This is a genomic window from Cupriavidus sp. MEYA8, from assembly GCF_059278825.1.
This window is the reverse complement of sequence record NZ_CM181221.1, coordinates 2076799-2090320: the sequence shown is the minus strand read 5'-3', so window position 1 is coordinate 2090320 and position 13522 is coordinate 2076799. Positions and strand designations below refer to the sequence as shown.

The following is a 13522-nucleotide window of genomic DNA, read 5'->3' as shown; positions in this document are numbered from 1 at the left end:
CGGTCATCCTCAACGTGGATCCATGATCGCTAACGCACCGCCGCGCCGCGCTTGCTGCCGTCCGGGTACACGGCCGCCTGGAACGGCTCGAGGCCGATCCGCGCGACCACGTCGACGAAGCGCTCGGCTTCGCTGTCGCGGTGCGCGAGGTAGGTGCCGATCAGCCGCTCGACCACGTCCGGCACCTGCTCCTGCGCGAACGACGGGCCGATGATGCGGCCGATCGCCGCGCCGCCGCCGGCGCCGTGGCTGTCCTGGCTGTCTGCGCCGTTCTGCCGCCCGCCGATGGTGACCTGGTACCAGGCTTCACCCGCCTTGTCGACACCGAGGATGCCGATATGGCCGACATGGTGGTGCCCGCAGGAGTTGATGCAGCCCGAGATGTTCAGGTCTAGCTCGCCGATGTCGTGCACGTGGTCGAGGTCTTCGAACCGTTCCTGGATCGCCTGGGCCAGCGGTATCGACACGGCGTTGGCGAGCGAGCAGAAATCGCCGCCGGGGCAGGCGATGATATTAGTGATCCTGCCGACGTTGGGCGTGGCGAGGCCGGCCGCATCCAGCGCGCGCCACAGCGCGGGCAGGCCGCTGCGCCGCACGTCGGCGAGGATCAGGTTCTGTTCGTGCGAGACCCGCAACTCGCCAAAGCCGTGGCGCTCGGCGAGGTCGGCCATCAGCTCCATCTGGTCGGCGGTAATGTCGCCGGGCGCGCGGCCGGTTGCCTTGAGCGATGCGGTCACCGCGGCGTAGCCCGGTACGCGGTGCGGATGGACGTTGCTGCGCAGCCAGAGCCGGAATGCGCGGTCGGTCCGCGCGAGTTCGGCGCTTTCATCGGCATCCTGCGCCGCGGCGGGGTCATAAGGCGGCACCGTGAAGCGCGCGGCCACCGACGCGACGAAGTCTTCGGTGACGGTATCCGGGCCACCCCGGATGCGCTGCCACTGCTCCGCGACCTGTTCGCGAAATACTTCCGGCGTGAGATCCTTCACCAGGATCTTGATGCGCGCCTTGTACTTGTTGTCGCGCCTGCCATGCAGGTTGTAGACGCGCAGCGTGGCCTGCAGGTAGGTCAGCAGGTCCTGCCAGGCCACGAAGGGATTGATCAGCTTGCCGACCATGGGCGTGCGCCCCATGCCGCCCCCGACCCACACGCGAAATCCGACCTGGCCGTCTTCCTCGACCGCCTGCAGCCCGATATCGTGGACGCCGACCGCGGCCCGGTCGGTGGTGGCGCCGCTGATCGCGATCTTGAACTTGCGCGGCAGGTAGGCGAACTCGGGGTGCAGCATCGACCATTGCCGCACGATCTCGCACCACACCAGCGGGTTCACCAGCTCGTCGGGCGCGATGCCGGCAAAGTGGTCGGTGGTGGTGTTGCGGATGCAGTTGCCGCTGGTCTGGATGGCATGCATCTGCACCGTGGCGAGTTCCGCCAGGATGGCAGGCGCGTCTTCCAGGCGCGGCCAGTTGAACTGCAGGTTCTGCCGCGTGCTGAAGTGCCCGTAGCCGCGGTCCCAGCGGCGCGCGATCCCGGCCAGCTTGCGCAGCTGCCTTGACGCCAGCATGCCGTAGGGGATGGCCACGCGCAGCATCGGGGCATGGCGCTGGATATACAGGCCATTCTGCAGCCGCAGCACGCGGAACTCTTCCTCGTCGAGCTCGCCGTCCAGGAAGCGGCGGGTCTGGTCGGTGAACTGCACGACCCGCTCGTCGACCAGTCTCTGGTCGATCTCGTCATAGACATACATGATGAAGGTCTCCTTGCGCGTAGCGCTAGTCTTTTGCCCGTGCCCGTTCGATGGACATGTCGGTCGGCATCATGTTGAGGTCGGCGTTGTGCATCACCCACAGCGAGCCGGCGACGACGATGACGATCAGGAAGCCGGTACAGGCGAAGATGGCGGTATTGCCGCGCTGGCCGGGACCGGTGCCCAGGTGCAGGAAGTACACCAGCTGCACCAGCAGTTGCGCGACGCAGAGGCCGACAACCAGCGCGATCGCGGCGTGGCTTTGCAACGTGCCGGTCATCACCGAGGCAAACGATGCCACGGTAAGCGCGACCGACAGCAGCAGGCCGATGGTGTAGCTGCGCACGCTGCCGTGGGTGGGGTGCTCACCCGGATGGACGGAGTGAAGATGGGACGGCTTCATGCGAACTCCCGCAGGTAGACGAAGGTAAAGACGCAGATCCAGACCAGGTCCAGGAAGTGCCAGAACAGGCTCAGGCACGCCAGCCGGCGGCGCACGATGTCATCGAGGTCGAAACGCCGGACCTGGTGGATCATCACCGCCAGCCAGCACAGGCCCGCGGTGACGTGCAGGCCGTGGGTGCCGACCAGCGTGAAAAACGCCGACAGGTAGGCGCTTACGCCGGGCCCGGCGCCCTGGTGCAGCAGGTGGGCGAACTCGTAGACCTCCATGGCGACGAACACGGCGCCCAGTACGAAGGTGGCCGCCAGCCAGCGGATCATGCGCGGCGCGGCATTCGCGTCCTGCCGCAGCATGGCCAGGCCGAAGGTGTAGCTGCTGAGCAGCAGCACCATGGTCTCGGTGAACACGAACGGCAGCTCGAACAGTTGCTGCCCGCCCGGCCCGCCCGCCGTGTTGCCCGACAGCACGCCGAAGGTTGCGAACAGCACCGCGAAGATCAGGCAGTCGCTCATCAGGTAGAGCCAGAAGCCCAGCGTGGTATGGGCGGCGGCATCGTGATGGCCGTGGTCGGCGGCGTGCGGCACCGGATGTGCGGCGTGCGGACCTGGATGGTGCAGGGTAGGGGATAGCGTCGGGTTCATGGTTCAGGCAGCTTGCTGCAGTTGGGCGTAGCGGGCGCGCTCGATGCGCTCGACTTCGGCGGCCGGGACGTAGTAGTCGACATCGCGGTCGTAGCTGCGCCGCACGAAGGTCGCGATCGCGCCAACCAGCCCGGCCACGGCGACCAGCCACATGTGCCAGACCAGCGCGAAGCAGGACACCAGCCCGAACACTGACACGAGGAAGCCGGCCGCGGTGGGGCGTGGCATGTGGATGTCCTCGTAGCGGGCCGGCTGGCGCCAGGCGCGGCCGGCTTCCTTGTCGTCCCAGTGCTGCTCCAGGGAGGTGATGTGCGGCACCAGGGCGAAGTTGTAGAACGGCGCCGGCGATGCGGTCGACCATTCCAGGCTGCGGCCGTCCCACGGGTCGCCGGTCAGGTCCTGGTTCTGCTTGCGGTCGCGGATGCTGACGGCCAGTTGCACGATCATCGCCAGGATGCCGGCGCCGATGACGAAGGCGCCGATCATCGCCACCACCAGGTAGGGATGCCAGTCGACGTTGGCGTAGTGGTTCATCCGGCGGGTCATGCCCTTGAAGCCCAGCACGTAGAGCGGCATGAAGGCCAGGAAGAAGCCGGTCAGCCAGCACCAGAACGACACCTTGCCCCAGAACTCGTTCAGCTTGAAGCCGAACACCTTCGGGAACCAGAAGCTGATCGCCGCCAGGCAGCCGAACAGCACGCCGCCGATGATCACGTTATGGAAGTGGGCCACCAGGAACAGGCTGTTGTGCAGCACGAAGTCGGCGCCCGGCACCGCCAGCAGCACGCCGGTCATGCCGCCGACCGCGAACGTCACCATGAAGCCGATGGTCCACATGGTCGAGGTATGGAAGCGGATCCGGCCGCGGTACATGGTGAACAGCCAGTTGAACAGCTTCACGCCGGTGGGGATCGAGATGATCGACGTCATGATGCCGAAGAAGGCGTTGACGTTGGCGCCCGAGCCCATGGTGAAGAAGTGGTGCAGCCAGACGAAGAACGACAGCACGCCGATCGACGAGGTGGCATAGACCATCGACTTGTAGCCGAACAGGGGCTTGCGCGAGAACGTGGCGATGATTTCCGAGAACGCGCCGAACGCGGGCAGGATCAGCACATAGACCTCGGGGTGCCCCCAGATCCAGATCAGGTTCACGTACATCATGGCGTTGCCGCCCAGCTCGTTGGTGAAGAAGTGCATGCCGAGGTAGCGGTCGGCGGTGAGCAGGGCCAGCGTGGCGGTCAGCACCGGAAAGATGGCGACGATCAGGATGTTGGTGATCAGCGCGGTCCAGGTGAACACCGGCATCTTCATCAGGGTCAGGCCCGGAGCGCGCATGCGCAGGATGGTGACGATGAAGTTGATGCCGGTCAGCGTGGTGCCGAGCCCGGATATCTGCAATGACCAGATGTAGTAGTCCACGCCGACGGTCGGGCTGTAGCCCAGCTCGGACAACGGCGGATAGGCCACCCAGCCGGTCGCGGCGAAGTCGCCGACGAACATCGACAGCATCACCAGCACCGCGCCCATGGCCGACAGCCAGAAGCTCAGCGAGTTGACGAACGGGAAGGCCACGTCGCGCGCGCCGATCTGCAGCGGCACGATCACGTTCATCAGCCCCACCACCAGCGGCGTGGCCACGTAGAAGATCATGATCACGCCGTGGGCGGTAAAGATCTGGTCGTAGTGGTGCGGCGGCAGGTAGCCGGCGGCATCGCCGTAGGCGACTGCCTGCTGCGTGCGCATCAGGATCGCGTCGGCGAAGCCGCGCAGCAGCATGACAAGGGCCAGGATGATGTACATCACGCCGACCTTCTTGTGGTCGACCGAGCAGATCCATTCGGTCCACAGGTATTTCCACTTGCCGTACCTGGTGATCGCGCCGAGCAGCGCGGCGCCCAGCACCAGCACCACGGCCAGCGTCCCCATGATGATCGGCTCGTGGTAGGGGATGGCCTCGAGATTGAGTTTTCCTAGCATGTCATTGCTCCATGCGGCCGGGGAGCGCCGACGGGACGCGTTGGAAGGCCTGCAGTGATTCGGGGGTGTTCGCGCGGCAGATCGCGCCGTTGGCCAGCATGTACTTGTCAACCACCTGGTCGAACAGCTTCGGCGTCACCGATGCGTAGAGCGCGACGGGGTCCCTGGTGCTGGGCTGCTCCAGTGTGCTGTAGGTGTTCGCGTCAAGCGTCCGGGCCGAGGCCCGCGCCTTGCTGATCCACGCGTCGAAGTCCTCGCGCGAGGTCGCCAGGGTCTTGAAATGCATGTCCGAGAAGCCCGCGCCACTGTACGCCGCGGACTGGCCGAGATAGACGCCCGGTGTGTCCGCGATCAGGTGCAGGCGGGTCTGCATGCCGGCCATGGTGTAGACCATGCTGCCAAGCTGCGGAATGAAGAACGCATTCATCATCGATTCCGCGGTCAGCCGGAAGTTGACCGGCGTGCCGACCGGGATGGCAAGCTGGTTCACCGAGGCGACACCGTATTCGGGATAGATGAACAGCCATTTCCAGTTCAGCGCGATGACGTCGACCTGCAGCGGCCTGACCTCGGACTCCAGCGGCCGATAGGGGTCGAGCTTGTGCGTCGAATCCCAGATCAGCACGGCCAGGCAGGCCACGATCACGCACGGGATGCCCCACACCACGATCTCGATTTTGGTCGAGTGCGACCACTTGGGCGCGTAGGTCGCGCGCGTGTTGCTCTCGCGGTAGCGCCAGGCAAACCACAGCGTCAGGAAGATCACCGGGATGACGACCATCAGCATGACGAACAACGCGATCAGGATCAGCGATTTTTCCTGTGCGCCGATGCTGCCCTTGGGATTGAGCAGTTCGAGGTTGCAGCCGCTGAGCAGGGCGCTCAGCCCGGCGGCCAGCAGCAACGCGCCGATGCGGGGCGGCAGGGCGGGCGATGGGCTGAGGCTGGGGGAAGGGTGGGGCAACGGGCCTTGTCGATCTTTGTTTGCCAGCCCGGCGGTAGGTTTGAGCATGTCGGACACCTTGGTTACGGATTACCGAAGGCATCCGGCCACGCGCTCCGATTCAAGTGCTGCGTCAGCCCGCGGCTGCGGGCTTGTATGGATTCCCTCGACAATGTCTGGCATGCTAGTCGAAGACAAGACCCATACATCGAGGAAAGTTTTGGGGACAGAATCCATACAAGATAGCGAAAGCGCTGCCCGGATCACCGGCCAGTGGGATCTGCGGATCACTGCGTCCGGTGGGGTCCGGTACCTGCAGATCGTCGACTTCATCGAGCGGGCAATCGGCGAGGGCCGCCTCGTGGCCGGCGACCGCGTGCCGCCGCAGCGCAGCCTGGCGCAATCTCTCGGCGTGGACCTGACGACAGTGACGCGCGCCTATAACGAGGCGCGGCGAAGACAGCTGATCGAAGCGAGGGGCGCGCTCGGCACCTTCATTGCCGCGCCGCGTGCGGAACTCGCGCGCGTGGTCGACATGAGCATGAACGTGCCGCCGCCGCCGGCGGGCGTGGATTTCCCGGACCTGTTGCGGCGCGGCCTGAACCAGGTCCTGCTGCGCAGCGACCCGCACCTGCTGATGACCTACCAGCTTGGCGGCGGCAGTGCGTCGGACCGGGCGGCCGGGGCGCTCTGGCTTGCGCCGATCTTCGGGCAGGTCGACACGGCGCGGCTGGTGGTGTGCCCCGGCGCCCAGGCTGCGCTGGCCGCCGTGATCCTGAGCTGGACCCGGCCCGGCGAGGCAATCGTGACCGAGCCGCTGGCCTATCCGGGCATCCGCGCCGCGGCAGCGCAACTGGGCCGGCGCGTGGTGGTCGCACCGTGCGATGCGGACGGGATGCTGCCCGACGCGCTCGCCGCGGCCCGCGCCGCAGGCGCCACGCTGGCCTACCTCAACCCGACCGCGCAGAATCCGACCACGCACACCATGCCGGCCTCGCGCCGGGCAGAGATCGCCAGCGCCGCGCACCGATGCGATATCGCCTTGCTGGAGGACGACCCGTACTGGCTGCTGACGCCGTCGGCACCGCCGCCGCTCGCCACCTTTGCGCCCGAGCGCACCTGCTACGTCGCGACGCTGTCCAAGGCGCTCACGCCGGGCCTGCGCACCGCGTACGTCCTGTTGCCGGAGGGCAGGAGTGGCGACGACCTGCTGGCTTCGCTGCGCGCCTTCGCGCTGATGGCCGCGCCGATGACCGCGGCGCTGGCCACGCAATGGATCCATGACGGCTCGGCCATGCAGCTGCTCGACGGCATCCGCACCGAAGCGCTGGCGCGGTGCGCGCTGGCAAGCCGATGGCTGAGCGGGATCGGCCAGCTGCCGCCCAGCGCCATCCACGTCTGGCACCGCCTTCCCGCGCAGTGGTCGGCGCAGCAGCTCACCCGGGCCGCGCTGGCGGAAGACCTGCGGGTCACGCCTTCCGACGCGTTCTGGGACGGGCCCAATGCGCCCAATGCCATCCGCATCTCGCTGGGCGGCGTCGACAATCACGCGCAGCTGTCGCTGGCTCTGAGGAAGCTGGCGGCATTGCTCGAGCGCCGGCCAGCGTCTGGGGTCGAGATGGTGGTGTGAACCAGCCTCGCGCAAGCAGCGCCGGTATCAGGCCTCTGAAACGAAGTTGATCACCGCGTCGGAAAACTCCGCCGGCAATTCCCAGTTCGACAGATGCGCCGCATTGAGCGCGAGGTAATCGGCGTTGGCAATGCCTTCAGCCAGCTCGCGCCCCTGTTCCGGCGTGGTGGCGGCATCCTGGACGCCGGCGATCACCAGCACGCGCGCATCGATGCCGGGCAGCAGGCCGCGCAGGTCGGCATCGCGCACCGCGGCGCAATTGGCGACATAGCCGTCGGCATCGGTCGAGGCGAGCATCGACAGCACCGGTGCCATGCGCGCCGGATCGCCGGCGAGCGCCGCCGGGGTGAACCAGCGGGCCAGCACGCCCTCGGCGATGGCCGCCATGCCTTCGGCCCGCACGCGCTCGATGCGCGTGTTCCAGCCGGAAGCCGGGCCGATCAGCGCCGCGGTGTTGGCCAGCACAAAGCGGCCGAAGCGTCCGGGGTGATGACGTGCCAGCCAGATGCCGGTCATGCCGCCCATCGACAGGCCGCAGAAATGTGCGCGTTCGACGCCGGCATGGTCCATCACGGCCAGCACGTCGGCGCCCAGTTCGGCCATGCCGAACGGCGCGTCAGGCACGGCAGAGGCGCCGTGGCCGCGCGTGTCGTAGCGCAGCACGCGGAAGCGCTCCAGCAGCGCCGGCATCTGCGGGTCCCACATCGACAGGCTGGTGCCGAGCGAGTTGGACATGACCAGCGCCGGCGCGCCGGCCGGGCCCTGGAGTTCGTAGTGCAGGCGCAGCCCGTCACGGGTGGCAATGCTCATTAGGGCGGCCTCTCTCAGCGAATCGAAGACGGATGCGGCGCCAGCGGCGTGACGGCGATTTTCATGTACGGGAACAGCGGCAGGGCCGACAGCAGGTTGTGCAGCGCCTCGTTCGACTCGACGTCGAACACGCTGTAGTTGGCATACTCTCCGACCACGCGGTAGAGGTGCAGCCATTTGCCCTGGCGCTGCAGGTCCTGCGCGTAGGCCTTCTCGCGCGCCTTGATTTCGTCGGCCTGCGCGGCGGGCATGTCGTGCGGCAGGTTCACGTCCATTCGTACCAGATACAGCATCGGGTTCTCCTTGTTCCAGTCTGATGGTGATTTCAGGCGCGACGATAGTGCGCCAGCTTGTCTTCGTCGAGCGCGATCCCCAGCCCGGGCCCTTGCGGCAGGTGCAGCGCAAAGTCGCGGTACACCGGCCGCTCCAGCACGATATCGTCCTTCAGCAGCAGCGGGCCGAACAGCTCGGTGCCCCACGCCAGTTGCGGCAACGTGGCGAAGCCGTGGGCCGCGGCGATGGTGCCGACGCTGCCTTCCAGCATGGTGCCGCCATACAGCGCGATGCCGGCCGCGTCGCCGACCGCGGCGGTGCGCAGCATGCCGAAGATGCCGCCGGACTTGGCGATCTTTAGCGCGAACACGTCGGCGGCGCCGAGGCGGGCCAGTTCCATCGCGTCCTCGGGACCGCACACGGCTTCGTCGGCCATGATGGGCACGATAAAGCGCGCCGCCAGCCGGGCCAGCGCGGCGCGCTGCTCGCGCGGCGTGGGCTGCTCGATCAGGTCGATGCCGGCGGCTTCCAGCATGGCGATGCCGGTGGCGGCATCCGCTTCGTTCCAGGCCTGGTTGACGTCGACGGTGACCCGGGCACGGTCGCCCAGCGCGCGCTTGATCGCCGACACATGGGCCACGTCCTCGCGCACGCTGCGCCGGCCGATCTTGAGCTTGAAGGTGTCGTGGCGGCGCTCGGCCAGCAGGCGCTCGGCCTCGTCGATGTCGCGCGCGGTATCGCCGCTGGCCAGCGTCCACAGCACCGGCAGCGTTTCACGCACGGCGCCGCCCAGCAGCGTCGCCAGCGGCACGCCCAGGCGCTTGCCCTGCGCGTCGAGCAGCGCGGTCTCCAGTGCCGACTTGGCGAAGCGGTTGCCGCGCGCCACCTTGTTCAGCCGCGCCATGGCGGCGTGCACGTTGGTGGCATCCTGCCCCAGCAACGCCGGCGCCAGGTAAGTGTCGATAGTCAGCTTGATGCCCTCGGGGCTTTCATCGCCGTAGGACAGGCCGCCGATGGTGGTGGCCTCGCCGATGCCTTCCACGCCGTCGGCGCAGCGCAGGCGCACGATCACGAGGGTCTGCCGCTGCATGGTCGCCATGGCGAGCTGGTGCGGGCGGATGGTCGGCAGGTCGACCAGGATGGCCTCGATCGACTCGATGGCCGTGGAACTGGATTGTGTCGCCACTTTCATACCTTCCTGATGCAGTTGAACGTTGCATCGGAGTATGGATGGCTATTTTTCAGCTGTCCAAGACCGTTGTCGTCTGATTTGATACCTCAAAAGTATGGATTGTAGACGGCGCCTTATTCCTTGGACGATTGGGTCGAGTGCTACCACCCGGACGTGAAGTTCTGGATGCCGTGCTGGGACGACGACGGCAAGCTGGTCACCGACCCGCAACGCGGCGTGACGAAGGAGGGCAACAACATGAGAAGCTCCGCACGATTCGCCGGGAAGGCAATGATCGTCACCGGCGCCGCGCAGGGCATCGGCCGCGGCGTGGCGCTGGCCGCCGCCGCAGAGGGCGCGTCGGTCGCGCTGGCCGACCGCTCGGCGCTGGTCGATGAAGTCGCCGCCGGGATCGTTGCCGCCGGCGGCAAGGCCATCGCCGTGCATTCCGACCTGGAAACGTTTGCCGGCGCCACGCAGATGGCGCAGGCCGCCGAAGCCGCCTACGGCCGCATCGACGTCCTCGTCAACAACGTCGGCGGCACGATCTGGGCCAAGCCCTACCAGTTCTACGAAGAGGACCAGGTCGAAGCCGAGATCCGGCGCTCGCTGTTTCCGACGCTGTGGTGCTGCCGCGCGGTGCTGCCGGGCATGGTCGAGCGCCGGCAGGGCGTGATCGTCAACGTGTCGTCGATCGCCACCCGCAGCATTCACCGCGTTCCTTATGCGGCGGCCAAGGGCGGCGTCAATGCGCTGACCGCCAGCCTGGCCTTCGAACACGCGCACGAAGGCATCCGCGTCAACGCCATCGCCACCGGCGGGACCGAGGCGCCGCCGCGCAGGATTCCGCGCAACACCGAAGCGCCGAGCGAGCAGGAGGCGGGCTGGTACCAGGCCATCGTCGACCAGACCCGCGAGAGCAGCCTGATGCACCGCTATGGCACGATCGACGAACAGGTGCATGTGATCCTGTTCCTGGCATCGGACGAAGCGTCCTACATCACCGGTACGGTCTTGCCGGTCGGTGGCGGCGACCAGGGCTGATTGCGCCCGAGTCCTCTGCTGCGGCGCGGGCGGGATAACGCGCGCTTGCCTATAGTGAACGCAGCCATGCAGCCAGCCGGCCCTCGGAAGCTGCAGCGGCCACGGGAGGCGAGCCATGCGGATTGCGTCGATCGACACCATCGTGCTGCGCGTGCCATTCACGGTCGGCGGGGTCTCCGCCGCCGGCGTGTGGGGCGGGGCGGGTTTGCAGGCCGCCGATTCGCTGCTGGTCAAGGTGACCACGGACGACGGCATCGTGGGCTGGGGCGAAACCTTCGGCTTTATCGGCATCCCGATGGTCAAGGCGGCGCTCGACGAACTGCTGGCGCCCGCGTGCCTCGGCATGGATGCCACGCAGCCCGAGGCGCTAAGCCTGGACCTGCAGCGCCGGTTCCACGTCTTCGGGCGCAGCGGCGCCATCATGTACGGGCTGTCGGCGCTAGATATCGCGCTGTGGGACATCTGTGGCAAGGCCGCCGGCCTGCCGCTGTACCGGCTGCTGGGCGGAACGCGGCGGGAACAACTGCCGGCGTATGCCAGCCTGATCCGCTACGCCGACCGTGAGACGATCGCGGCCAACACGCAGCGCGCGATCGCCGACGGCTACCGCAGCATCAAGCTGCACGAGGTCGACCTCGCTGTCGTACAGGCCGCGCGCGAGACGGCCGGGCCCGATATCGAAATCACGCTCGATGTGAACTGTCCGTGGTCGCTGGCCGAGGCCATCGACATGGCGCGCGCACTGGCGCCGCTGTCGCTGCGCTGGCTCGAGGAGCCGCTGTGGCCACCGGAGAACTACGCCGGCCTGGCCGCGTTGCGCCGGCAATGCGGCATTGCCGTGGCGGCGGGCGAGAACGCCTCGACGCTGATGGACTTCCACCAGATGCTCGGCGCCGGCGCGGTCGACGTCATCCAGCCGAGCCCGGCCAAGATGGGCGGCATCAGCCCGCTGCGCAAGGTGTTCGCGCTGGCCGAGGCGCACAACACGCAGGTGATGGTCCACACCTTCTACGACGGCCCCGGGCTGCTGGCCAGCATCCATGCCACGGCGGCGCTGGGCGATGCGCGTGCCATGATCGAATGGCGCTACTTCGACATGGAGGCCCGGGTGCTCGGCGATGCGGTGGTGCCGCGGGACGGGATGATTCGGGTGCCAGAGGGGCCGGGTCTGGGCATCGATCCCGATCCGGAGGTGATCCGGCGCTACCGGGTCGGATGAAAGGCATCACCCCGAACAGCGCGTGCACCAGTTCCGTGCCTGTCCTGGGCTGGCGACGTCGGCAATCCAACGCAGGCAAAGTTGCCTGCGGCCCAACGGTCTCCGGGAAGTGCAGGGCCGGTACCAACACTACACCCATTCCGCCACACCGGCGTCCGCGAGTGGCTTGGCTAGCCGCCGGCGTCGATGCCCGCGCCGCACACCCAGAAATGTCATGCGAGGCAGGTACGCTGCACATCCCGCACGGCCTGGCAGCAAACTTGCTTGTTGATTGCATCTGGCCGACAGGGGACATCCATCCGTTGGGAGAAGCCATGCATCAAGCACGCATCACCGCGCACAAAGGGATTCTGGTCGTCGAACTGGTGCCTGACCCGGCAAACGGCGACGGCACCTCGACCGACAAGCTCCGCAACCTGGCCACGGTCATCCATGACACAGGACGGCACCTCGGCGTTTCAGAGGAAGCCCTGGCGCTGCTGAAGATGGTGAAGCGCGGCCTCGACCGCATCGGCGACTTTGCCTGGTTCAGCAGCGACGACGGCAAGGATCACTTCGCCTGGCTGGGCGGCCCGAAGCGGCTGGTGAGTCCGACGTCGGTGGCGGCTGCCCGCGACTACGCGATCCTTGCCCACCGGGTGATTCCGAACCAGGTGCCGGACGGCGCCAGGATGGCGATCGAGACGAACTTCTGAGTGCGGCGCCGCGCGCACCGGTGTCGAGACTGGCGTGAGGGGAAGCCATCACGGCCCAAAGCGCCGTGCTGTGACTGGAATGCCAGCGGGTCCATTTGGTATACTTCAACGCAACTTCCTGGCCCTTTGCCGGGCCACAAATACCAACGACCCGCCATGACCCAACCGCAGAAGCAAAGCATGGCCGCCGAGATCCGGGCGGCCATCGAGGCCGAGATCGAAAGCGGTGCGTTGCCTCCCGGTACGCCGCTGGACGAGCGCAGCCTGGCAGAGCGCTTCGGCGTATCGCGCACGCCGGTGCGGGAGGCGCTGCAGCAACTCGCCGTGCAGAATCTCGTGCGCATCGCCCCGCGCGTAGGGGTCTTTGTCTCGCGCATGTCGATCACACAGTTGCGGGAAACGCTGGAACTGCTTGGCGAGCTGGAAGCGGTTGCCGCCAAGCTCGCCGCGCGCCGCATGGACGACGAGCAACGCCTCCAGCTCAAGGCCAGCATGCAGCAGTGCGCCGAGGCGTTCTCCCAGGAAGACGGCAAGAAATTCGCCGAGGCCAATGCCGGCTTTCATGACCTGGTCTACGCCGGCAGCCACAACGAATACCTGGTCGAGCAGATCCAGGGCATCCGCCGGCTGATGCAGCGCTACCGGCCGAAGATCTTCCTGACCCAGGGCCAGCGCCAGCGTGCGCTCGCGGACCACCAGCGCCTGGCCGATGCCATCCTGAGCGGCGACGAGGCCGCGGCGCATGCGGCCATGCTGGAACATGCGCCGGTCGGCACCACCGGGTTCTCGGAGTTCCTGTCGACGCTGCCGATGAGCTACCTCGAAACCGACAGCGGACCGGCCGCCGGCATGGCGCCCGCGACCGCCGGCAAGCGAGGCCGGCGCGCCGCGACGGAAGACGAGGGCGAAGCCAGGCCGCGCGCCCGGCGCATGCCGGGCCGCGTCAGCACGGCCTGACTGACGCGCCT

13 protein-coding genes are annotated in these 13522 nt (G+C 67.4%); 5 read left to right on the top strand and 8 right to left on the bottom strand.

Going from position 1 to position 13522, the window contains the following annotated elements; translation table 11 throughout:
- Nucleotides 1–29: 29 nt before the first annotated feature.
- From AC5WJ1_RS09645 to cyoA, 5 genes are read right to left on the bottom strand one after another with little or no spacing between them, the layout of a single operon-like run.
- Nucleotides 30–1745 carry a nitrite/sulfite reductase gene (locus AC5WJ1_RS09645; protein ID WP_195427591.1) on the bottom strand — a complete coding sequence of 572 codons (1716 nt, stop codon included), beginning with the start codon at nucleotides 1743–1745 and terminating at the stop codon, nucleotides 30–32.
- Between the two features lie 25 nt (nucleotides 1746–1770).
- Nucleotides 1771–2148 carry a cytochrome o ubiquinol oxidase subunit IV gene (cyoD, locus tag AC5WJ1_RS09640; RefSeq protein WP_133096410.1) on the bottom strand — a complete coding sequence of 126 codons (378 nt, stop codon included), beginning with the start codon at nucleotides 2146–2148 and terminating at the stop codon, nucleotides 1771–1773.
- Nucleotides 2145–2789 (bottom strand): cytochrome o ubiquinol oxidase subunit III, encoded by a 645-nt coding sequence (gene cyoC / locus AC5WJ1_RS09635; RefSeq protein ID WP_494476052.1) that lies wholly within the window; start codon nucleotides 2787–2789, stop codon nucleotides 2145–2147. The genes cyoD and cyoC overlap by 4 nt, the downstream gene beginning before the upstream one ends.
- Nucleotides 2790–2792: 3 nt before the next feature.
- Nucleotides 2793–4769: a cytochrome o ubiquinol oxidase subunit I gene (cyoB, locus tag AC5WJ1_RS09630; protein ID WP_135705440.1), complete on the bottom strand. Its 1977-nt coding sequence runs from the start codon at nucleotides 4767–4769 to the stop codon at nucleotides 2793–2795.
- 1 nt (nucleotide 4770) lies between these two features.
- A complete protein-coding gene (gene cyoA, locus AC5WJ1_RS09625) occupies nucleotides 4771–5781 on the bottom strand; it encodes a ubiquinol oxidase subunit II (RefSeq protein ID WP_135705439.1) in 1011 nt (336 codons plus the stop codon).
- Nucleotides 5782–5932: 151 nt separating this feature from the next.
- Between cyoA and AC5WJ1_RS09620 the strand changes: the two genes are divergently transcribed.
- Nucleotides 5933–7342: an aminotransferase-like domain-containing protein gene (locus AC5WJ1_RS09620; RefSeq protein WP_240745879.1), complete on the top strand. Its 1410-nt coding sequence runs from the start codon at nucleotides 5933–5935 to the stop codon at nucleotides 7340–7342.
- 27 nt (nucleotides 7343–7369) lie between these two features.
- Here the strand turns inward: AC5WJ1_RS09620 and pcaD are convergent, their stop codons facing one another.
- Genes pcaD through AC5WJ1_RS09605 form a run of 3 tightly spaced genes read right to left on the bottom strand, consistent with a single transcriptional unit; the run spans nucleotide 7370 to nucleotide 9617 of the window.
- Entirely contained in the window at nucleotides 7370–8152 is a 783-nt protein-coding gene (gene pcaD, locus AC5WJ1_RS09615) for a 3-oxoadipate enol-lactonase (RefSeq protein WP_135705437.1), read from the bottom strand.
- 14 nt (nucleotides 8153–8166) lie between these two features.
- Nucleotides 8167–8445, bottom strand: coding sequence for a muconolactone Delta-isomerase (gene catC / locus AC5WJ1_RS09610; RefSeq protein WP_029048466.1), 279 nt, complete (start codon nucleotides 8443–8445; stop codon nucleotides 8167–8169).
- Between the two features lie 32 nt (nucleotides 8446–8477).
- Nucleotides 8478–9617: a muconate/chloromuconate family cycloisomerase gene (locus AC5WJ1_RS09605; protein WP_133096404.1), complete on the bottom strand. Its 1140-nt coding sequence runs from the start codon at nucleotides 9615–9617 to the stop codon at nucleotides 8478–8480.
- Nucleotides 9618–9854: 237 nt separating this feature from the next.
- On the opposite strand from AC5WJ1_RS09605, the gene AC5WJ1_RS09600 reads away from it, so the two are divergent.
- The 4 genes from AC5WJ1_RS09600 to AC5WJ1_RS09585 all read left to right on the top strand — a co-directional run bounded on the left by AC5WJ1_RS09600 (nucleotide 9855) and on the right by AC5WJ1_RS09585 (nucleotide 13511).
- Nucleotides 9855–10640, top strand: coding sequence for a 1,6-dihydroxycyclohexa-2,4-diene-1-carboxylate dehydrogenase (locus AC5WJ1_RS09600; RefSeq protein ID WP_494476538.1), 786 nt, complete (start codon nucleotides 9855–9857; stop codon nucleotides 10638–10640).
- A 115-nt stretch (nucleotides 10641–10755) separates the two neighbouring features.
- Nucleotides 10756–11859, top strand: a complete 1104-nt coding sequence (locus AC5WJ1_RS09595) for a mandelate racemase/muconate lactonizing enzyme family protein (RefSeq protein ID WP_494476051.1) — start codon at nucleotides 10756–10758, stop codon at nucleotides 11857–11859.
- A gap of 314 nt (nucleotides 11860–12173) precedes the next feature.
- A complete protein-coding gene (locus tag AC5WJ1_RS09590) occupies nucleotides 12174–12554 on the top strand; it encodes a hypothetical protein (RefSeq protein WP_135705434.1) in 381 nt (126 codons plus the stop codon).
- A gap of 156 nt (nucleotides 12555–12710) precedes the next feature.
- Nucleotides 12711–13511, top strand: a complete 801-nt coding sequence (locus AC5WJ1_RS09585) for a GntR family transcriptional regulator (protein WP_135705433.1) — start codon at nucleotides 12711–12713, stop codon at nucleotides 13509–13511.
- Nucleotides 13512–13522: the final 11 nt, after the last annotated feature.

Bases quoted from the DNA above. Each gene is read 5' to 3' on its own strand.
- AC5WJ1_RS09645 (WP_195427591.1), bottom strand. From the start codon at position 1,745: ATGTATGTCTATGACGAGATCGACCAGAGACTGGTCGACGAGCGGGTC.
- cyoD (WP_133096410.1), bottom strand. From the start codon at position 2,148: ATGAAGCCGTCCCATCTTCACTCCGTCCATCCGGGTGAGCACCCCACC.
- cyoC (WP_494476052.1), bottom strand. From the start codon at position 2,789: ATGAACCCGACGCTATCCCCTACCCTGCACCATCCAGGTCCGCACGCC.
- cyoB (WP_135705440.1), bottom strand. From the start codon at position 4,769: ATGCTAGGAAAACTCAATCTCGAGGCCATCCCCTACCACGAGCCGATC.
- cyoA (WP_135705439.1), bottom strand. From the start codon at position 5,781: ATGCTCAAACCTACCGCCGGGCTGGCAAACAAAGATCGACAAGGCCCG.
- pcaD (WP_135705437.1), bottom strand. From the start codon at position 8,152: ATGAGCATTGCCACCCGTGACGGGCTGCGCCTGCACTACGAACTCCAG.
- catC (WP_029048466.1), bottom strand. From the start codon at position 8,445: ATGCTGTATCTGGTACGAATGGACGTGAACCTGCCGCACGACATGCCC.
- AC5WJ1_RS09605 (WP_133096404.1), bottom strand. From the start codon at position 9,617: ATGAAAGTGGCGACACAATCCAGTTCCACGGCCATCGAGTCGATCGAG.
- AC5WJ1_RS09600 (WP_494476538.1), top strand. From the start codon at position 9,855: ATGAGAAGCTCCGCACGATTCGCCGGGAAGGCAATGATCGTCACCGGC.
- AC5WJ1_RS09595 (WP_494476051.1), top strand. From the start codon at position 10,756: ATGCGGATTGCGTCGATCGACACCATCGTGCTGCGCGTGCCATTCACG.
- AC5WJ1_RS09590 (WP_135705434.1), top strand. From the start codon at position 12,174: ATGCATCAAGCACGCATCACCGCGCACAAAGGGATTCTGGTCGTCGAA.
- AC5WJ1_RS09585 (WP_135705433.1), top strand. From the start codon at position 12,711: ATGACCCAACCGCAGAAGCAAAGCATGGCCGCCGAGATCCGGGCGGCC.